The sequence below is a fragment of the Moritella sp. Urea-trap-13 genome (assembly GCF_002836355.1).
In the GTDB taxonomy this organism is placed as follows: Bacteria; Pseudomonadota; Gammaproteobacteria; order Enterobacterales; family Moritellaceae; genus Moritella.
Map to the genome: position 1 here is coordinate 419266 of NZ_PJCA01000031.1, position 21201 is coordinate 440466.

Genomic DNA, 21201 nt, shown 5'->3' on the forward strand with positions numbered 1-21201 from the left:
TTGTTTTAATTACACAACTATCTAGTAACTAGATTCAAGCTCGCTTAAAGTCAAAGGAATTATCATGATTAAGAATATTTTAGTGGTATTAACATCACATGCAGATTTGGGTAATACAGGCAAAAAAACGGGTTTTTGGGTTGAAGAACTAGCCGCACCTTATTATGTATTCCTTGATGCAGGCATGAAGGTTACGCTTGCTTCTCCTGCTGGTGGTCAGCCACCAATTGATCCTGCAAGTGCCGATGAAAGCATGCAAACAGATGCTACGCGTCGTTTTGATGCGGATAAAGTTGCACAGCAAGCGCTTGCTACAACGGTTAAACTTGTTGACGTAAAAGAGCAAGACTTTGATGCGGTATTTTACCCAGGCGGTCACGGTCCACTTTGGGATTTAACGAATAATGAAACATCAATTGATTTAATTTCTGCGTTCCTTACTAATAACAAACCTGTATCAGCGGTTTGTCATGCAACAGCGGCACTACTAAACGTGAAGACCGCTGAAGGTGAGTATGTAATTAAGGGTAAAGCTGTAACAGGATTTTCAAATACCGAAGAAGATGCGGTACAATTAACTGATATCGTACCGTTTTTATTAGAAGATGAGCTTGTAAAACGTGGCGGTGACTATCAGAAAGTTGCTGATTGGACACCGTTTGCAGTACAAGATGGTTTAATCATCACAGGTCAAAATCCAGCGTCTTCAGCTTTAGTGGCTGAAAAACTAATCGCACACGCTTAATATTAGGAAATAAATATGTTGAATTTCACGTTTCAAAACCCAACTCGGATCCACTTCGGTGATGATCAGATTAAAGCGATAAGCAAAGAAATTCCATTAGATGCTAAAGTACTAGTGACTTATGGTGGTGGCTCGATTAAATCAAACGGCGTTTATGATCAGGTAGTGGCGGCATTATCTGAGCATAATTGGGTTGAATTTTCAGGTATCGAACCTAACCCAACATATGACCAACTAATTAAAGCTGTCGATGTTATTAATGAGCATAATGTAGATTACATTCTTGCTGTCGGTGGTGGTTCTGTTGTTGATGGTAGCAAGTTTATTGCTGCAGCGGCTGTATTTGAAGGTGATGATGCTTGGGATATCCTGAGTAAACACGCGCCGATTACTAAAGCATTGCCGTTGGGTGCTGTTTTAACCTTGCCTGCAACTGGCTCTGAGTCAAATGGCGGCGCTGTTATTACGCGTGATGGCAGTAAGTTGTCATTTGGTAGTCCACTAGTGCGTCCTAGTTTTGCGATCCTTGACCCTGCTGTTAGCTTGAGTTTATCTGATCGTCAAATCAGTAACGGTGTTGTTGATGCGTTTGTTCATACAATGGAACAATACATGACTTATAGCATTAACGCTAAAGTACAAGACCGTTTTTCTGAAGGTCTATTATTGACGCTTATTGAAGAAGGACCAAAAGCATTAAAGCCGGAAACTAAAGATGATCTAGAAATCCGCGGTAACATTATGTGGTCTGCAACAATGGCGCTAAATGGTCTTATCGGTGCAGGTGTACCACATGATTGGGCTACGCACATGATTGGTCACGAACTGACTGCTGCACATGGTGTTGATCACGCGCGTAGTTTATCTATTGTGTTACCTGCAGTAATGAAAGTAATGCGCGAAGACAAACGCAGTAAATTACTGCAATATGCAGAGCGTGTTTGGAACATTGCAGTTACTGATGAAGATCAAAAAATCGATCTAGCGATAGCTAAAACAGAAGCATTCTTTAAAGCAATGCAAGTTCCTACAACGCTTACTGATGCGGGTATTACATCTGCAGATATTGACAATTTAATGGCTAAGTTAGAGAAGCACGGCATGGTATCACTGGGTGAACGTAAAAATATCACCTTGGAAGTAAGCCGTCAGATTTTAGAGACTGCACTGTAAATACTGAGTGTAACGACTTTATTTAAAGCGATAACTAGCAGTAAATAGCAGGTTGACAGTAAAGGCTGGAATGATTATTCATTTCAGCTTTTTTTTTTATTATAAAATGATTATTAGTTAAATATTAACTCTTGCTTAACACTTTTTTAATTCAAAGATGTTATAACTTAATGATATTGTAATTATTAAATATCTATCGTGTTGTTATCTATGCTTAAGGAAGAGTCATGGCTGATTTAGAATTGATGTTGGGTGTAATCATGTTGTCTGGTTTTTTATTTGCTGCGATCGCTAGGTTCAATCTACATCGCTATTTACAGCAAAAAAAGGTGTCTACGAATATTGATAAACAGCTGTACTTGGAAACATTAAAGTGCAGCTCTCCAGAAACGATCTTAGATGATGGACTTCATCAATTAGTCAAATATTTTATTGCGGGCATGATTATTTTTGCAGTTGGTAGTGCTACATTAGTTGATAACGGCGCTTTAAAAGATTTGGTATCTTTATTTTTTGATTAGAACAACGCATTAGTGAATTAAGCGTTAACGCTCGTAACCTGAATCACTTGGTATTTGCTCTGATGCTTGTTGCGGATCTTCATTTTTTTTGTGTAGTTCGGCAATAAGTTCGAGATCTAACTTTGCAAAGAATATATCTTCTTCGGCTTGACCTTTACGACGTACGGTTTCGTTAAATACAGACATGGCATTCACCTCTAATAACCTGCTATTAATAATTTTAGTTTATTTTAAGCAGAAGTGTTATTAGAGGGGAATTATTGAGGTCATTACTATTAAGATCATCATTTTAAAGGTAATAATTATTAAGCTGTTATGTCGTGGTCGATTGTACTTCTTTTAGTGTTACTAGGACATTTGATAAAGAACTGGTTACCGTATGACCTAATGTTAATATTTCTGCACTTGGTTGGACTAAATCAGGTATTTGAAATGTTTGCATATTGGCACTGACAGCTGCAAGCACACCGTTATTGGAATCCTCAAAAGCTAAGCAATACTCAGGTTCAATATTTAAACGGTCAGCGGCAAGTAAGTAAATTTCAGGATCTGGTTTACCATTTTTCACTTCACATCCGGTAGTCAGGTTATCAAAGAAGTGATCGAGACCTGCAAATTTCAACTTTATTTTAGCCACATCATTCTGTGTTGACGTTGCTACAGCCGTAGGTATGTTGTTATCTTTTAGCCAGGTTAATAGTTCAACAACCCCCTCTTTTATCGGAATAGCCTGATGCTTAACCACTGCGTTGTAGCGGACTTTCCATGCATCATGAAGAGTAGGGTAGTCAAGGTCGCTGCCGTAACCCGCGCGAAGCACTTTCTCGATACCTTGGGCATTACGGCCGATAATATCTAAGTAAACATCTTCTAAAAAAGGAATTGATAATGAGGCACATGCTTCTTCGAATACACCTTTGCATACACGTTCAGTGTCGAGAAGTAGTCCATCCATATCAAAAATAGCTGCTTGATAATTCACTTATTGTTTACCTTCTATCCGCTTTAACTTATCTAATCGGTGAGTATAACAAATCCCATCGGTATATTTAATTTAAGATCTACTTTGATTTTCAGCGCCAAAAATAAAAGGCTAGGGATTCAATCCTAGCCTTTTAAATTATGACGTTATTACTATTTACGTTTACTTAACCTAAGCGGTAAAGTTCACGTTTAAACTAAGCATACATAGGTACCAGTACCATAGTGCCTGCGATAACGGTTATCAAGCCAGCGAGAACGGGTACTGACGTACGTTTAACTACTTCGAATGGACTGATTTTGGCCATACCACTGGTAGCAACAATAACGCCAGCAACTGGTGATATTGTACGGCCAAGGTTCGATGCTTGTAACATTGGGATGATCAAGAATGCAGGATTTAGACCCATTTTACCTGCAAGGGCAGGGGCTAATTCAACAAATGCGTAAAATGGTGCATTACCTGAACCGGTCGCAATGGCTGCCGCAACCGTTAGAGCGGTCAACATGAGCATTAATGCAAAACCACCTGCACCTGCTGCTTCAGCAAGACCGATTAAATTATCAATGGCGCCAAGAGACATTAGACCTTGCGCAAATACTCCCGCTGCAACTAACAGCATCACGACGCCTTTAAATGCATCGCCCATACCTTCGTAGCATGATTCTAAATCTTCTAATGTAGCTCTGCCGTTTAAGCGTTTAGTTATAAAATCGACGATCGCACTAATAAAGATAGAGAACACCACAATGGTATAAATATCGAGCGTTAGTCCTTCAATGGTTGAGCCATTAAATATAAATACACCGAAAATAGGTAAAAATGGCAGGAATGCGTAATAATTTGGTGCTGTTACTACAATTTCTGATATATCCGTTTTTTCCATTGGCGTATTTTCTTTCTTATCTAAATAACGATTCCAGAAAAATGCAGCGGCAGCCATTACAATAATGGCGCAGATTGATACAGGTAGTACTGTCTGAACAGCAAATACATCTAGCGATAACCCTGATTTTTCGGCTGCGATAACAACATCACCAGATGTTGGAGATAGAATGATAGCAGCAGGTGACGCACAAACTGCCACAGCAGCAGGTCGAGAGATGCCCATCGCAGTCATCATCGGGAATAAAGTCGCCATCAGCAATACGCCTAGTCCAGTCGCAGAGCTTACCGCTAGTGACATTAAACAAGCGACGATATAGGCTGCAACGAGTAGGATGTAAGGAGATTTTATAAATGAGAGTGGTTTAGAAAATTGTTTAACAACGACATTATTAGCATCAATTTTTGTCATATAAGCAGCAAAACCACATAACAACATAATTTGCATGCCTAAACCGCCGCCACGATATTTCAGCATATATTTAACAAATTCTAAGGAATCTGTCAGGATATTCCCTGTACTTGCGACACTTGATGGAAGAATTTGCTTACCAAGTAATCCAGTGATAATTAGCAGTGTAATACCGGCGGTGAGCAATACACCTGCGGCTTTATATTCCTTGACGATGAAGTAACCAACAGCAACCGTGACGATTAAACCAATGAATAACTCTAACATTGAGACCTCTATATTGTATTAAATGCATTTAACATTATTTTAACGTTTAAAGTAATGTTTTATTACAGAGGAATGTACCCATAAAGAGATGTTTATGCGATAGCTAACCCCACTAATGATGATCTAAATCAGGATTTAATAAACTCTCCCCTGATAGTTTGAGGCAGATCAACTCGTTAGTTTTACACATCACAACAGTTCGGTTAAAATTGCTGCATTAATCAAATAAGCTATATGGAACAAACATGACTAAAGCTAAAATCGGTATTGTGACAGTAAGTGATAGAGCCAGTGCTGGCATTTATGAAGATCTTTCTGGTAAAGCCATTATCGATGTATTAAACGAGTACCTGACTTCTGAGTGGGAACCTGTTTATGAAGTTATTCCAGACGAGCAAGATGTGATTGAAGCAACTTTGATCAAAATGGCAGATGAACAAAATTGTAGTTTGATCGTAACAACTGGTGGGACTGGTCCTGCTAAGCGTGACGTAACACCAGAAGCAACAGAAGCTGTGTGTGATCGTATGATGCCTGGTTTTGGTGAGTTAATGCGTACAGAGTCATTAAAATTTGTACCAACGGCTATTCTATCTCGCCAAACTGCGGGTTTACGTGCGGATTCATTAATTGTGAATTTACCGGGTAAACCTAAATCTATCCGTGAATGTTTAGATGCGGTATTCCCTGCTATTCCTTACTGCATTGATTTAATGGATGGTCCTTTCCTTGAATGCGATGAGTCGGTGATTAAACCGTTCAGACCAAAAGCGAAGTAATTGAGCATATATTTAATATAATGTGCATAAATTAGAAAGCCATGTATTTTCATTGTTTAGGATGAAAATACATGGCTTATGATTAGTCGCTCATATACGCCAGTTAACATTGGTTCGCTCCCAAATCCTTGGGGCGCCCATATTTCTACCTCGAATGTCTCCATGTGACATGTCCTTAACTAAGACCTTGTATTCATTATTACTGAGCTTGATAAAATTTCGATGATCTCCAGACTCTATATAAACTGAATTTTCAGTGAGTAAACTGTCATCAACAATCATACTCATGTTATATGCTGCCCCCATTGCAGGAACTGCGCCTTTAGCACAGTCCGGAAATAATTCCTGTAATTTCTGTTCGTTAGCTAAGTAATAATACTTACCCATAATATCATTCACGTCAGTCAACGAGACTCGGCTATTCGCGGGTAATGATGCCATAAGGTAATCACCCGTTACACTTTCAAGAACAACTGCTTTAGCGACATTTCCTGCCGGTAGGTGAGCGGTTCGAGACGAATCTAGTGATGTGAATGCTCGGCGATGTTTAATCGTGTCATAGTGAATATTTTCGTGTTCGAAATATTCTTTTAGTGTGATTGCAATAGCCATAATGTGACTCCTAAATGTAACCTATAGATTGCGCATTACTTTATGAATAACATTCTCTACATCAACTTCAATATATTGTGCTGCGTCTTGAGCATAGACTTCAATATTTTTGTATAGTTCGCCAATCATGGTGATACCGCTGCATTGAATTGTAAGGACTATATTTGCGGTGATGATGTCTATCACAGCTTGCTCATCAGAGTTTGAATCAAGTGAATCTATCTCTTGTCGCCATTCTGATTTACCTTTTATTTTTGCTAATGTACTTTCTGAACTTGTTAGTAACGCGCTGCTAATCCTCATGATTTAAAGCTCCTTTGGCTGTGAATAGGGGGACTTAACATGTCTTAATGCCTCAATTTACCTTGTCTTGGGTGTTCATGGTGATAGCCGCTACCAGCTTTGTTGAAGCCACAGCTGATGATTGTTGGTTGAATTAGGTCAACTAAATCTGCGCTTTTCATTCTAATGGTTTCGCTGTGGTCTCCGGCATTAAAACTCACTTCTTCTTGTTCTAATAATGCATCAGACATAAAAACGGGCATGTTAAATAGATGACCAAACGGCGGCATTGCACCAGTTTCACAATCAGGGAAGATATTTCGGAACTGATGTTCATAGGCTAAATTGACATGACGAGCGCCAATTGAAAACGCGATATTATCAAAATCAATGGTATAGGGTGCAGGCATCACCACCATTACAAGCCGAGTGTCTGCAGTGATAATGACGGTTTTTGCAAAACACATGCCACTGGTTTTACTTAATTCAGCAATGTGTTGCGCAGTATAACCGGGTGGGTGATGGTCACTTTGGTAGTTTATATAAGCCTGATCTAAATAGTGGGTGATTTTTCGCATGAGCATAATCCATCTCCCGTATTGATTACAGTAACCCATTTATTCAATAGGGGTACCTAGGAGCTTTAATTATAGTTGCTAATGACTATATTGATGCATTAAACCAAAGGTTCATAGAAAGAAAAATAGAACGACTTTTTTGAATAAAAAAAAGGGTAAAATGCATACACATTTTACCCTTTAACCGTTTCATACTTCGGTGTTACATTAATTTCTTAATGCTTAGCGTTTGTTACTGCGCTTAGCCTGTTGGCCTTGACCGCTATTATTTGCAGACTTGTTCGCACCGCCTGGACTACTTGCTGATGGTTTTTTAAAACCACCACCTTTAGTACTACCATTGGCATTTTTATTCGCACCCGTGTTGTTAGTAGAACTTCCACCTACAGTAGGTTTCTTACGGTTTGGTTTATTACCCGCTTTATTACCGTTTTCGTTAATACCGACACCTTCTTGTGGTGCAAGACCGGTATGTTTTGTTAACGCTTTAGTAAATTGCTTAGTGCCTGGTTCTGCACGTTGTAGCTTAACCCCTTTATTACTGGTGTTTGGCTTATTCTTACTATTAGCACCACCTTTACCAAGATGCGGTTTCGCATTACTTAGTTGTGCTTGTTTTTCTGCCAAGCTTTCTGGCGGCACAAGGTGACGTGGACTACGCCCAATCAAATTACGATTACCCGTTTTAAGCAGGTATTCGCGAATGATTGGCCAGTTAGCTGGATCATGATAGCGTAATAGTGCTTTATGCAGGCGACGTTGACGCGCACCTTTTGGTACGACTACTTTTTCATCTGTCTCACGTACTTTATGCAATGAGTTTAGCTCTGTATGATACACGGCTGTTGCATTAGCAAGTGGTGATGGATAAAAATTCTGTACTTGGTCAAGCTTAAATTTATTTTGTTTTAGCCACAATGCTAACGTCAACATGTCTGCATCATTGGTACCCGGATGCGCAGAGATAAAGTAAGGGATAAGATATTGTTTCTTGCCTGCTTCAGCAGAGAAACGATCAAACATCTCTTTAAACTTATCGTAGGTGCTCATGCCTGGCTTCATCATGATATCTAGTGGCGATTTTTCAGTATGCTCTGGCGCAATCTTCAAATAACCACCGACGTGATGTTCTACTAGCTCTTTCACATAACGCGGATCTTCAATCGCTAAATCATAACGTACGCCTGATGCAATTAAGATCTTCTTAATGCCTGGTACTTTACGTGCACGGCGATATAGGTCAATTGTTGGCGTATGGTCGGTATCCATGTGTGCACAAATTGACGGGAAAATACAAGACAGGCGGCGACAAGTCGCTTCTGCTTTAGCACTCATACAGCCTAATTTGTACATGTTAGCCGTAGGGCCACCAAGATCGGAAATGACACCGGTAAATCCAGGTACTTTATCGCGAATCGCTTCCATTTCTTTAACGATAGAATCTTGAGAGCGGCTTTGAATAACGCGACCTTCATGTTCGGTAATTGAGCAGAAAGAACAACCACCAAAACAACCACGCATAATGTTAATCGATGTTTTGATCATGTCATAAGCTGGGATTTTTTGGTCGCCATAACTTGGGTGTGGAACACGTGCATATTCTAAATCGAATACGCCATCCATTTCACCTTCAGCAAGTGGTGTTGCTGGTGGGTTTAACCATACTTCCCGTGCGCCGTGTTTTTGAATCAGTGCACGTGATGAAATAGGGTTGGTTTCTTGATGAAATACACGTGAAGTATGCGCGTATAACATTTTATCTTTCTTCACCGTTTCCATGTCTGGTAGGCGAATATAAGTTTCATGCCATGGCATTTGCTTAGGCGCTTGCATCACGATTGGTTTTGCTACATCAGCATCCGAGTTATCGATGACGTCGTCATTATCTTGTTTTGCACAAGTTTCGTCAATTTCAGTATATGGACTGATAATTGGTTCAATTTTGCCCGGAGTGTCTAATGTACGTGAATCAATACCTTTCCAAGTCGGCAGTGGTTCTTTTAGCATCACGCCTGTACCACGTACATCTTGAATATCTTTAATTGATTCGCCGTTAGCAAGACGGTGTGCAACTTGGATTAACGGACGTTCGGCATTACCATAAATAAGCATGTCAGCTTTTGAATCGGGTAGTACTGAGCCACGTACTTTGTCTGACCAGTAATCATAATGAGCAATACGACGTAGACTGGCTTCAATACCACCAATTACAACAGGTACTTCTTTAAATGCTTGCTTGCAACGTTGGGTATACACTAACACGGCGCGATCAGGACGTTTACCGCCAATATCACCCGGTGTATAAGCATCATCGTGACGTAATTTAAGGTCTGATGTATAACGGTTGATCATCGAGTCCATGTTACCTGACGTAACACCAAAAAATAGGTTTGGACGACCCAACTCTTTAAACGGTTCTACACTTTCCCAATCTGGTTGAGAAATGATACCAACGCGGAAACCTTGTGCTTCTAAGGTTCTGCCAATAATAGCCATACCAAAACTTGGATGATCGACATACGCGTCACCTGTAACAACAATAACGTCGCAGCTATCCCAACCGAGTTTGTCCATCTCTGCGCGTGTCATTGGCAAAAATGGTGCGGGTTCTGTCACCCGATTCTGAAATTTTGGATATGAAAAAAGATCTTTGGCAGTTTGCATAAAGTACTCTTGGGTATTAATTTTAGTGCGCAAAGTTAATTGCGAAGGCTATTTTCACGACTGGGATAAATACAAAAATGAGAACGCCAGTCGTTACTGAGGGCGGATTATAGCCACTTACAAGCTGTTTTGCGATTAAAAGTGGCAATAAATATTTAGCTTGTTTGTAACAAGTTGAAAAATTGGTCTAAATTATTCGCTTCGTAATCTGCTTTATAGTCCAGGTTCGTCACCACTTGTTCTGAACCAGATAGCCAGACCGTAGTCATACCAAGGGCTTTAGCTGGTTTTAGATTACGCAATTGATCATCAAAGAAGACTGTTTTATGGCTATTAATCGCGTGAGTATCACAAAGTTGTTGGTAGCTAGCGTTGTGTGGTTTTAACTCATAATTCGCATCTTCTAATGAAAAAATAGCATCAAAACTATCTATTAAAGCTAATTTAGTCAAAATCTTTGTGGCGTAATGTTTTGGTGAATTGGTATAAATTATTTTACGACCGGATAATTGGTCTATCTGACTGATTATATTTGGCTGTATTTTTAATGCCGCCATATCAACATCGTGACAATAATGAATAAAATCATCGCGGCTAATATCGTGGTGCTTCACTAAGCCTTTAACTGTGCCGCCATATTGCTTGTAATATTGGTTAGATAATAACGTTGCTTCTGGTAATGGGAGAGAAAGGGCGTTAGCAATAAAATGGTGCATCCGCGATTCAACTTGCTTTAGTATGCCTAACGAAGGATTGTAAAGGGTATCATCTAAATCGAATAGGTAGGTTTCAGCTTGATTAATTTTTTGCATAGGACTCTTCTCTATTTATCATGCTGCATAGTAGTGTAAAAGCACAATCATGCATAGTCCTCTTAGTTAGTAGATATTGCACCTTGTTTTTTTGTTCAAATACCAGCTAGTTTTTGTGGTTAGAACTCCAACCAGATGAAAAATGGCAAAAAATAGGTGCTTAATTTTCCAGAAACTTTTATCCTGTCTACTGTGTCTCAACATTGTGAAGATAATATGATTATTAAACCAAAAACTCGTGGTTTCATCTGTACCACTACTCATCCTACTGGTTGTGATTTTAATGTTAAAGAACAGATACAGTATAATAAAGAACAAGGCGCAATTGAAAATGCACCGAAACGTGTTCTTGTAGTTGGCTCATCAAGTGGTTACGGACTTTCGTCGCGTATTACTGCTGCATTCGGTGGTGGCGCTTCAACGATTGGTGTATTTTTCGAAAAGCCGGCAACAGAAAGAAAGCCGGGTACAGCTGGTTGGTATAACAGTGCTGCATTTGAAAAATATGCTGCAGAAGAAGGTCTATATGCAAAGAGCATTAATGGCGATGCTTTTTCTGATCAAGCAAAGCAAACTGCAATCAACCTAATTAAAGAAGATTTAGGTCAAATTGATCTAGTTGTTTACTCGTTGGCATCGCCAGTACGTAAATTACCAAGCACAGGTGAAGTTGTTCGTTCTTGCTTAAAACCAATTGGTGAAACATATACGGCTAAAGCTGTTGATACCAATAAAAACACTTTATTTGAAGCAAGTGTTGAAGCGGCTACAGAGCAAGAGACTCAAGATACTATCACTGTTATGGGTGGTGAAGACTGGGAATTATGGATGTCTGCACTAGCTGATGCTGGTGTATTAGCGGACGGTTGTAAAACAGTTGCCTATAGTTATATCGGTACTGAAATTACATGGCCTATCTATTGGGATGGTTCATTAGGTAAAGCGAAGCAAGATCTTGATCGTGCTGCTCACGCTATTGATGCAGATCTTAAAGCGACAGGCGGCAGCGCTAACGTTGCTGTACTTAAAAGTGTTGTAACACAAGCAAGTGCTGCAATTCCAGTGATGCCACTATATATCGCCATTGCATTCCGCGTGATGAAAGAACATGGTTTACATGAGGGTTGCTTAGAGCAAATTTCACGTTTATTCCGTGGTTCACTTTATCCGCAAGGTGTAAGCAGCGCTATCGTTGACGAAAAAAATCGTCTACGCTTAGATGACTGGGAACTGCGTGATGACATTCAAGCTACATGCGTGAAGTTATGGAAAGAAGTGACTGATGATAACCTGTTTGAAACAACAGATTATCAGTACTACAAAGATGAGTTCTTAGCTTTATTCGGCTTTGGTATTGAAGGCGTTGATTATGATGCTGATGTTAATCCAATTGTTGATTTTGAGCCAATTACGCTAGTTTAACTTAGCGATTAATTGTCGTTATAGATTGTAGCGATTAATTGAACTTTACTTGTATAAACCGTGCCTGTTATTAGATTTTTGATCTAATTCAATAGGTGCGGTTTTTTTATATTTGCTTCATTGTTTAACTTCCCGTATATCTATAGCCTTATCTTCTGCATTCAACCAATATGAGGAGTGGGCATGGCCTCTCTTAACAATAAAAAACTAGAAAACATCTTAACTGAGTTTATGCAACCCCATCGCGTACGTGACTTCACTGTTAACGGTATGCAAGTTCAGGGTAAAGACACTGTGACAAAAGTGATCACGGGTGTCACAGCTTCTCAAGCATTAATCGATGCTGCTGTAGCACAACAAGCCGATGCAATTTTAGTCCATCATGGTTATTTCTGGAAAAATGAATCACCAGCAATTACCGGTATTAAATACAATCGCATTAAGACCTTGATTAAAAATGATATCAACTTATATGCTTACCATTTGCCGTTAGACATTCATCCGGAATTAGGTAATAACGTCGAGTTAGCTAAATTACTGGGCATTACCGTACGCCGCGGTCTAGAACCATGGGATAAAGCCAGTGTTGCTTTGGTGGGCAAGTTTGAAGACGAGATCTCAACTGCAGAACTTACGCAACGTATTGAAACTCAACTCAAGCGTGCGCCTCTCGTCGTTGATGCTGGTAAGCCGATTAAATCTGTAGCTTGGTGTACTGGTGGCGGTCAAAGCTATATAGAACTAGCGATAGAGCAGGGTATTGATGCTTTTATTAGTGGCGAAGCGTCTGAACAAACAATCCATTTAGCTCGTGAGGCCGGTATGAGTTTTTTTGCTGCTGGTCATCATGCAACAGAGCGCTATGGTGTTAAAGCATTAGGAGAATGGTTAGCACAAGAGAAGGGCCTAGACGTTACCTTTATTGATATTGATAATCCAGTTTAACAACACTCAACATTAGTTTGATGATGCTCAGCAGTAGTTTGATGACAGTTTGAAATGAATGCTTACTTATAAAGTCATTACTGATTATTTCTATTAATAGTGATGGCAATGGGATAGAGCTTTATGAGTAAGCCAGTGTTGTCATTATTAAACTAGCTATTCATGGTGTTATCGTCTTTAGTCATGTGAATACTGAGTTTCAAGTCGGTTAATATATTGCAAAAATGACGTTGTGTAGGTTGTTCGCACAATGCTCTGAAGTCACAAGCTAACGCTTGGGCGGGACATAGTTTCTGGCGATAATATTTGGCATATGACGCCGATAAGTGTGCATGAGCTGAATGCACAGCGTAAGGATCAATTGTTTTTATCTTGTTCTCATAGCGTTTGATTATTTGTTCCATGGCTTTTAATTGCTTTATTTGATTACTCATCAGCATCTTTTTGCATACGCTAGCGGTTAATGGTTTTTTAATACAGCCAATACCAGTGTGTAATGCAAATTTTAGCCACAGATCCCAATCTGATACTAATTTTATATTATGATCAAAGCCATCGAGTGCCAAATATAAATCTCGTCTCACAAGCACGGTAGATGTACCAATTACATTCTCCGAGAAAATAGCGGCAGCACCTTTAGGGATAACAAATGCATCTTGGTTATGCTGAAGTGTCTGTTGTTTGAAATAATCACTACTGGTAAAACGGTCATGAGTTACTTCACTTTTATCATTCATTAGCTCACAATTAGTAAAGCTAATTCCCACTTGTGGATTTTTTTCCATAAACATTATTTGTTGTTGTAACTTATGTTGATACCAAAATGTGTCAGCATCTAGAAATGCAATATATGTACCGCTAGCAATTCGGGCTGCATGATTACGAGCAGTCGAGCTGCCTTCAGAGTCTAATTTTAAGGCTATTATATTATTGTGTTTACGACAAAGTTGGCATATCCATTCCCAGCTTTTATCCGTTGAACCATCATCAACAATCACGATTTCAATCTTGTTAATACCTTGCTGCCAAACACTCTCAATTGCGCGAGGTAGGGTGGAAAGGCAGTTTTTACTTGGAATTATGACGCTCACGATTGGTTTCATCTTCGCCCCAACTTATCTATAAATGACAAATCCTTTGCATTAATAATGAGCTTAGTAGATTTAACTAATATCGGCAGAGATGTTACAAAATTTAATGATTTTTAATCCTTATCATTTTTTAATCTTATTTAACCCATTGTTTTTATATAGTCTATTCTTGCTAGATGATTAACCAATGGCAGGGAATGTAATTATATGGATATGCTTGGTTCATTAAAGTTGTGGTTAAAGCATGACGACAGTAAGCTCGCTAAAACCTGTCATCGTTATATTCGAGGAGTTATGCACTTTTCGATCCCTGTTATCCCTGTTCTACATCCTTTTATGTTAAGAGTTCACCTCTTCATATCCCTGTTCTTCGCTAATGTCCTAAGAATTACCTATTGGACGCCATTATTTAAAAGTCGACTACTGACGAAATCCAGTCAATTGTATTTGTATTCGGGTATGCCCTTGGTACTTGGTCATTTAACCATTGAGTTAGGTGATAACTGCCGTGTGTCAGGTATATCAACCTTAAGTGGTCGAAGTATGAATGGTAACCCATCGCGCTTAGTAATTGGCAATAATGTGGATATTAGCTGGCAGAATAATATCGCCGTTGGAGGCAATATTATTATTGAAGATAACGTAAGGTTATCTGGACGTGTTTTTCTAGCTGGTTACCCTGGTCATCCGATTGATCCTCAAGAACGTGCTGCTGGGTTAGCAGATCATGAATCACAAGTCGGTGACATTATACTCAAACGCGATGTGTGGCTGGCCACGGGCGTGAGTGTTATGGCTGGTGTGACTATCGGTGAAGGCACAATCGTTGCCGCTGGTAGTATCGTAACTAATGATTTACCTGCGGGTGTACTTGCTGGCGGTATTCCAGCTAAGGTAATAAAATCATTATGATAAATTGGCAATGGATTGTATTTGGTGAAGATTGGGGGCGTCACCCAAGTAGCACACAACACTTGATGAAGTGTATGGCAACGCAACATCAAGTCTACTGGGTTAACTCAATTGGACTTAGACGCCCAAGGTTGCATGATGGTAAACGTATTCTTGAGAAGTTGAAACAGCTAAATAATGCCAAAGGTAATGATTTTAATCAGCACGATACTCAGTTGCTGACGGACGCCCAACCTTTGGGTATTCTTGCTCCAGTCGCAATTCCTTGGCCTGGCAGTCATATTGCATATGTGATTAATCGCTTGTTACTGACCTATCAAACGCGCGCATTACTTGCTAAGCATAAGCATAAGACTAAAGACGAAGAGATCGGAACCAAAGCACCAAGAATATTATGGTTATCATTGCCGACGGGTCGCTGCGTTATTAGTTCATTAGAAGAAGATTTGGTAGTCTATTATGCCGGAGATGATTTTAGTGCATTAAATGGTGTTGATCATAAGCAAGTGAGTGTTGAAGAAATGGCTCTCGTTAAACATGCTGACGTTATCTTTGCGGCAAGTGAAATAATTGCGAGTCAATTCCCACAAGAGAAAACCTATTTACTCCCCCATGGTGTCGATTTAAAGCACTTCTCCAGCAATTTTGAACGTCCTAGTAATTACCCTGATGCAGATTTGGTCGTTGGTTATTATGGCAGTATCACCAGTTGGCTCGATTTTGAGTTAATCACGTTTCTTGCGCAATCTAGACCTGATGTAACGTTTTTATTTATCGGTAAAATTGAGATTGCGGATTGTGTAATTTTTGAATATAACAACATTATTCATTTGTCTGATATGCCCCACGAGCAGTTGATTCAATACGCAGCTAACTGGCAAGTATCACTTATTCCATTTGTTGATAATGAGCAAATACGTGCATGTAATCCATTAAAATTGAGAGAGTACCTCGCCATCGGACATCCTATTTTAAGTACCCGTTATCCTGCCGTTACAGCGTTTACAAATTGCATCTATGTTGCTGATGATAAATATCAGATGTTAGCCCAATTAAATCTAACGCTGGTATTGCCAAGTCAGGCGTTAGAGCAACTAAAGAGTCGCTCTCGAAAAATGGTTAAAACTGCAACTTGGCAAGCTCGTTGTGAGCTTGTTACCACGCTACTGGCCGCACGATTAGCCGAAAAATTGACAATTAAAAGCAACATGTAGCATCAATAATAAGTGCGTAGGGAGAATGTTATGAACGGACTTAAGCATTATAAACGTATCCGAGTACAACTGTTGTTAATGCCGTTTTTGTTGTTGTACGGGTGTGCAACTGCTCCCGCTGATATGTCGCTACAAATGGCTGGGATGACAGCAATTACACCAATCGACTCGGCGGATAAACCAGTCGTGGAACCTAGAAAATTAAACTTTGCATTTGAATACAAGCAAGTGGCACTGACCAAAGGTCAACGTAACCGTTTGCTTTATCTGTATGACTGGCGGCATGGCGCGATCATTAGCTATGGTAAAGCCAAAGCAGATAATGATTACACCGCATTATCTATTGGTCATCAACGTGTGCAATCCATAGTGCAAGCGTTGACTAAAAACCAACAAGTGATTCAGGTTAACTTTGATCCATTGTTAGACCTTGACTCAGTGTTGATTGAAGAGAAGTTACCTGAAAATAGAGCGTTAACGACAAAAAAAGCAATCGATGTACTTGAAAGTGCTAGGTTGTAAATATGGGTACCATTATTTGGGGCAATATTTATAGGTTTATCGAAATAATATGGCGCCGACGTTATTACCTCGGGATCTCTGTTCTATTGGGTATTTCTATTGCGTTAATTGTTAGCATTGTGACACCGAAACGATATGCCTCACATACCTCTATTTTGGTTCAGGAAAGTTCACTGCTTAATCCATTTTTAGAAGATTTATCAGTGTCTTTTAATCTTGAAGACCGCATGGTCGCGTTACGAGTATTGGTGCATAGCCGGCATATTCTATTTACCGTCGCAGAACAAAATGCACTCATAGATAAAAACAGTGATTATCGCGCAAGGGATTTGATTGTTGAAAAACTGTCAGCTGCGATTACATTAACCTTATCTGGTACGGACTTGGTTATTATAACGTTGAATTGGGATGATCCAAGTCAAATGAAGTCAGTTCTAAATTCTGTTAGTCAATTGTTCATTGATAGTTTAATGGCACCAAGTCGGGCTTCAATCATTTCATCTGAGCAGTTTCTCCTTGCTCAACTAGCGTTAAGACGTGATAAATTAGTGCTCTCAGAAGAAAAAATGGCCGCCTTCCGTCGTCAACATATTGGTGTTTTACCTGAGTTATTTATTCAGAACAACCAGACATTATTTTCTATTTATAGTGATATTAGAAACAAAGATATTGAACTTTCAGGCGCCTACGGCCAGTTAAATAGTTTGAAAAAAAAATTAGCGCAAACTAATCCCGTTATCGGTATTGTCGAAGAGCAAATAGTATCAATAGAAGCAAAGCTGTCATTATTAAAAGCCAGTTATACCCGCAGCCACTCTAAAGTGCAATCCGCAGAATTACAGCTAAATAATCTAAAAAACGAACAAAGTAGATTACTGAGTAAGAATGTTGAATTAACTGAGGCACAGTTAAACCAATTATGGAATCTGGCTTCTGTTGCTGATAATGGTGATGGTGAGGGCAAAACCCCATCGCTACTATTGTCCCAGTTAGAAAATCTGCAAGCAGCACAATCACACGTTATTCAATTGGAAAATGAAATTGCAATGTTACAGCAGCAATCTAAGCGTTTAACCTCGAACGTTGCCATGGAGGCTGATGTTGCTAAAGAACTTAGTGCGCTAGAGCGTGATTTGAGCGTGAATACTAAGTTGTATCACGATCTGCTAAACCGCCATGAAATGGCTAAAGTGACGGGTGAGTTAGGTCGACATGAAGAACCTGAAAAAATCAAAGTTATCGATAGGCCTTTCACACCTGGTTATCCCACCAATCCATCTTTATTGGTATATATCCTTGTTGGCCTGTTTGCTGGTATTGGCTGTGGTATCGGTTTGACGGTGGCGGCTGAATTATTAGACGATACCCTGTGGCACATCAGTAAAGTCAGTGTGTTTGGAGATATGAATATTCTGGCTCGATTACCTTCCATTGATTATGAAAAGGACAGCTAAAATGAAGATCATGGTTGAAATAATTCAGCATCTAAAACCGGGTGGTATCGAGAAATTAGTACTTGATATTATGCGCTTGCAAGTAGTCGATATCGAAGTGTACATCGTTGCTTTAGAAGGCGAGAAATCAGTTTGTTTGACACAATGGCCAGTGCTAAAATCTTATCAAGAACGGTTGATTTTTTTGGATAAACAACCGGGGTTTAAACTTTCTACGATTAAGCAGTTACGTAAAGTTTTAACGACATTGGATACAGAAATTATACATACACATCATATCGGGCCGTTACTTTATGGGGTCATGGCAACGTTAAGATTAACAAATATACAGCACATTCATACAGAGCATGATGCATGGCATTTGCTCGATAATAAACAATTACAGATGACAAAGCTAATGCTGCGCTTGAATCATATTACTTTAGTCGCTGATGCCGATACTGTTGGAATGCAATTGTCCCGAGTACTTGGTCAAGGTGTTGACCCTGTTACCATCTTAAATGGTATCGATACTGAAAAATTTTCACCGAGCTTAAGTCATCAGCGATACAAGTACAATACAAGGGTATTTAAGATAGGTTGCGCGGCAAGATTAGTCATGGAAAAATCATTAGATATTTTGATTAAAGCGATTGCAGATATTCCTAACGTGGAGTTGTCTATCGCTGGCGATGGTCCTGAAAAGCAAAATTTGGCTAATTTAGTGCAGGAATTAGACCTATCAACTAAAGTTAAATTTATTGGCTATACGGATGATATGGTTGGATTTTATCATAAGTTAGATTTATTTGTATTAACCTCGTCTAATGAAGGGCTACCTCTGTCAATTTTAGAAGCGCAATCTTGCAACGTACCAGTCCTCTGTAGTGATGTTGGTGCAGTACATGAAGGTGTATGTAAGCAAACTGGGCATTTAATCAAACTAAATACCGTTAATGAATTTCACGTTGCGATTCAAGCGCAGATGAAACGTAGTAGTGCGTATTATCCGCGTGATTTTATTACTAAAAACTTTGATATAAAAATGATGATTAAAGCTTATAACCAACTAATTAAGGAGTAGCTATGGATTGGCTTCTGTTTGGCTCTGTCGTATCGGTTAACTTGTTCATTTATCATCACTGGGTGTATCCTAAATTTTTGCAGTATTATGCTAAAAACACACAGACAGATAACAAGGTTGATACATTTGAATCTCGTAATTATGTCTCTAATGATGTTGATTGTGATCTGCCTAAAATCACCATAGTCATGCCTGTTTACAACGAAGCTAAACATTTAGGCGATAAACTCAGCAACTTACTCATGCTCGATTATCCCGCAGATAAGCTTAAAGTGGTGCTTGGTTTTGATGGTTGTACCGATAATTCAGTTGACCTTGCAAGACAATATGTAGACCAATTCCAATTAAACAACATAACGCTTGAACTAGATGTTGCTGAAGATAATCACGGTAAGGTTCATGTGATTAACAAATTACTGATGCGGCATAAGTCTGCATCGGACATTTTAGTCTTAAGTGATGTGAGTGCCTTAATTTCGATTGATGCCATGCAAATCTTTGCCCATCGCATGGCCGAAGAAGGGGTCGGCGTTGTCACTGGTGATTATCAGCTCTATGAGCATGGTTCTAAAGGTGAAGCACATTACTGGAACTATCAACGTAATATTCGTAAAGCAGAAAGTATAACGGGTTCTATTATTGGCCCTCCAGGTGCTTTATATGCGATCAAAGCATCCTTATTTGAAGAAATACCGGTTGATACTATTAATGACGATTTTGTTTTTCCAATGTTGCTAGTGAGCCGTGGTTATCGGGCTGTTATGGATGAACGGATTTCGATTGTCGAGATGGAAGCGACAAATACCACCAATGACTTTTCTCGCAGAACGCGTATTGGTGCTGGTAATGTCCAGCAAGTGCTGAGGTTACGCGGTTTGTTTTCATCGAAAAACGGCTTGACTGGTTTTAATTTTTTCAGTGGTAAATTTTTGCGTACATTAATGCCATTCAATTTATTAGCTTTATTTGTATGCACTTTCTTTTTAACTAATAGTCATTCTATGGTTGTTGCCAACACAGCTTGGTTTTTGTGGCTAGGGCAATGTTGTTTGTATGGTGGTTCAGCCCTAGGCTTATTGTTTGATGCCGCGCCTGTTAAACAGCCTTGGGCATCACTGTATTATATTGCGGTAGGGTATATGGCTAGCTTTTATGGTGGTATCCGCTACATTTTCGGTTTAGACCGTGGCACCTGGATTAAAATTAGTTCAGATCAACAAGCAACATCTAATTTTCAGAAAAAAAGTGTTGTCATTCCGAAGCGTTTCAGCGATGTCCTTATTTCGATTGTAGCACTCATTATTATTACCCCATTTGTTCCTCTGATTGCACTGGCCATTAAATTAAACTCTAAAGGACCCGTGTTTTATCGTCAGCTACGAGTGGGTGAAATTAAAAACGAATATGTTGAAGTGTTTATGCTAATTAAGTTTAGAACCATGGGTGTTGAATCTGAATCTAAATCGGGACCTGTGTGGGCACAAAAACAAGATACCAGAGTGACATCGGTAGGACGTTTCTTACGTAAAACCAGAATTGATGAATTACCGCAATTGATCAATGTATTACTAGGCGATATGGCGATTGTAGGACCAAGACCTGAACGACCAGTATTTTGTGGCAAATTAGAAGAGAAAATACCTTATTATTTAGAGCGTACGCATGGTGTTAGACCGGGTATCACCGGGTTAGCGCAAATATCGCAGGGTGCAGATACGTGCCTAGAAGATGTTCAGAATAAACTGTACTGGGATCATTCATATGCTTTAAGCCTAACGAGCTTTTCTCGCTGGCTCAAAGCAGATGTGATGATCATATTAAGAACTTTTTTAACGATGGTGACGTTTAAAGGTAATTAATGGGGTA

At 39.4% G+C, this 21201-nt stretch carries 21 protein-coding genes; 12 read left to right on the top strand and 9 right to left on the bottom strand.

Annotated features, from left to right (window positions below; genetic code table 11):
* Positions 1-64 precede the first annotated feature (64 nt).
* The 3 genes from CXF93_RS09830 to CXF93_RS09840 all read left to right on the top strand — a co-directional run bounded on the left by CXF93_RS09830 (position 65) and on the right by CXF93_RS09840 (position 2439).
* Positions 65-745 carry a type 1 glutamine amidotransferase domain-containing protein gene (locus CXF93_RS09830; protein WP_101062347.1) on the top strand — a complete coding sequence of 227 codons (681 nt, stop codon included), beginning with the start codon at positions 65-67 and terminating at the stop codon, positions 743-745.
* A 15-nt stretch (positions 746-760) separates the two neighbouring features.
* On the top strand, positions 761-1918 hold the full coding sequence (locus CXF93_RS09835) for an iron-containing alcohol dehydrogenase (RefSeq protein ID WP_101062348.1): 1158 nt from the start codon (positions 761-763) through the stop codon (positions 1916-1918).
* A gap of 227 nt (positions 1919-2145) precedes the next feature.
* On the top strand, positions 2146-2439 hold the full coding sequence (locus tag CXF93_RS09840) for a hypothetical protein (RefSeq protein WP_101062349.1): 294 nt from the start codon (positions 2146-2148) through the stop codon (positions 2437-2439).
* Between the two features lie 24 nt (positions 2440-2463).
* On the opposite strand, the gene CXF93_RS22115 is transcribed toward CXF93_RS09840, so the two are convergent.
* From CXF93_RS22115 to dcuC, 3 genes are all read right to left on the bottom strand, one after another.
* Positions 2464-2625: a hypothetical protein gene (locus CXF93_RS22115; RefSeq protein ID WP_198551634.1), complete on the bottom strand. Its 162-nt coding sequence runs from the start codon at positions 2623-2625 to the stop codon at positions 2464-2466.
* A gap of 127 nt (positions 2626-2752) precedes the next feature.
* Complete coding sequence (locus CXF93_RS09845; RefSeq protein ID WP_101062350.1) at positions 2753-3421, bottom strand: HAD family phosphatase; 669 nt, start codon at positions 3419-3421, stop codon at positions 2753-2755.
* Positions 3422-3617: 196 nt separating this feature from the next.
* Positions 3618-4985 carry an anaerobic C4-dicarboxylate transporter DcuC gene (dcuC, locus tag CXF93_RS09850; RefSeq protein WP_101062351.1) on the bottom strand — a complete coding sequence of 456 codons (1368 nt, stop codon included), beginning with the start codon at positions 4983-4985 and terminating at the stop codon, positions 3618-3620.
* Positions 4986-5230: 245 nt separating this feature from the next.
* Between dcuC and mog the strand changes: the two genes are divergently transcribed.
* Positions 5231-5764 (top strand): molybdopterin adenylyltransferase, encoded by a 534-nt coding sequence (gene mog / locus CXF93_RS09855; protein WP_101062352.1) that lies wholly within the window; start codon positions 5231-5233, stop codon positions 5762-5764.
* A gap of 90 nt (positions 5765-5854) precedes the next feature.
* On the opposite strand, the gene CXF93_RS09860 is transcribed toward mog, so the two are convergent.
* The 5 genes from CXF93_RS09860 to CXF93_RS09880 all read right to left on the bottom strand — a co-directional run bounded on the left by CXF93_RS09860 (position 5855) and on the right by CXF93_RS09880 (position 10712).
* Positions 5855-6376 (bottom strand): YbaK/EbsC family protein, encoded by a 522-nt coding sequence (locus tag CXF93_RS09860; RefSeq protein WP_232784166.1) that lies wholly within the window; start codon positions 6374-6376, stop codon positions 5855-5857.
* Positions 6377-6397: 21 nt separating this feature from the next.
* Positions 6398-6679, bottom strand: coding sequence for a hypothetical protein (locus CXF93_RS09865; protein WP_101062354.1), 282 nt, complete (start codon positions 6677-6679; stop codon positions 6398-6400).
* 44 nt (positions 6680-6723) lie between these two features.
* Positions 6724-7236 carry an aminoacyl-tRNA deacylase gene (locus CXF93_RS09870; RefSeq protein ID WP_101062355.1) on the bottom strand — a complete coding sequence of 171 codons (513 nt, stop codon included), beginning with the start codon at positions 7234-7236 and terminating at the stop codon, positions 6724-6726.
* A 222-nt stretch (positions 7237-7458) separates the two neighbouring features.
* On the bottom strand, positions 7459-9900 hold the full coding sequence (locus CXF93_RS09875) for a YgiQ family radical SAM protein (protein ID WP_101062356.1): 2442 nt from the start codon (positions 9898-9900) through the stop codon (positions 7459-7461).
* Between the two features lie 155 nt (positions 9901-10055).
* On the bottom strand, positions 10056-10712 hold the full coding sequence (locus CXF93_RS09880) for a pyrimidine 5'-nucleotidase (protein WP_101062357.1): 657 nt from the start codon (positions 10710-10712) through the stop codon (positions 10056-10058).
* 216 nt (positions 10713-10928) lie between these two features.
* Between CXF93_RS09880 and fabV the strand changes: the two genes are divergently transcribed.
* Complete coding sequence (fabV, locus tag CXF93_RS09885; RefSeq protein WP_101063317.1) at positions 10929-12134, top strand: enoyl-ACP reductase FabV; 1206 nt, start codon at positions 10929-10931, stop codon at positions 12132-12134.
* Positions 12135-12317: 183 nt separating this feature from the next.
* Entirely contained in the window at positions 12318-13079 is a 762-nt protein-coding gene (locus CXF93_RS09890; RefSeq protein ID WP_101062358.1) for a Nif3-like dinuclear metal center hexameric protein, read from the top strand.
* A gap of 152 nt (positions 13080-13231) precedes the next feature.
* Here the strand turns inward: CXF93_RS09890 and CXF93_RS09895 are convergent, their stop codons facing one another.
* Positions 13232-14182 carry a glycosyltransferase family A protein gene (locus CXF93_RS09895; RefSeq protein ID WP_101062359.1) on the bottom strand — a complete coding sequence of 317 codons (951 nt, stop codon included), beginning with the start codon at positions 14180-14182 and terminating at the stop codon, positions 13232-13234.
* Positions 14183-14377: 195 nt separating this feature from the next.
* Here CXF93_RS09895 and CXF93_RS22250 point away from each other — a divergent pair, with 195 nt between their 5' ends.
* The 6 genes from CXF93_RS22250 to CXF93_RS09925 are packed head-to-tail and all read left to right on the top strand — an operon-like array spanning position 14378 to position 21194.
* A complete protein-coding gene (locus CXF93_RS22250) occupies positions 14378-15082 on the top strand; it encodes an acyltransferase (RefSeq protein ID WP_232784167.1) in 705 nt (234 codons plus the stop codon).
* The gene (locus CXF93_RS09905; protein WP_101062360.1) at positions 15079-16296 is read left to right on the top strand and encodes a glycosyltransferase; all 1218 of its coding nucleotides are present in this window, start codon (positions 15079-15081) and stop codon (positions 16294-16296) included. Before CXF93_RS22250 ends, CXF93_RS09905 begins: the two co-directional genes overlap by 4 nt.
* Before the next feature lie 30 nt (positions 16297-16326).
* The gene (locus CXF93_RS09910; protein ID WP_101062361.1) at positions 16327-16818 is read left to right on the top strand and encodes a hypothetical protein; all 492 of its coding nucleotides are present in this window, start codon (positions 16327-16329) and stop codon (positions 16816-16818) included.
* A 2-nt stretch (positions 16819-16820) separates the two neighbouring features.
* The gene (locus tag CXF93_RS09915; RefSeq protein ID WP_101062362.1) at positions 16821-18272 is read left to right on the top strand and encodes a GNVR domain-containing protein; all 1452 of its coding nucleotides are present in this window, start codon (positions 16821-16823) and stop codon (positions 18270-18272) included.
* A 1-nt stretch (position 18273) separates the two neighbouring features.
* A complete protein-coding gene (locus CXF93_RS09920) occupies positions 18274-19335 on the top strand; it encodes a glycosyltransferase (RefSeq protein ID WP_101062363.1) in 1062 nt (353 codons plus the stop codon).
* 2 nt (positions 19336-19337) lie between these two features.
* Complete coding sequence (locus tag CXF93_RS09925; protein WP_101062364.1) at positions 19338-21194, top strand: sugar transferase; 1857 nt, start codon at positions 19338-19340, stop codon at positions 21192-21194.
* Positions 21195-21201: the final 7 nt, after the last annotated feature.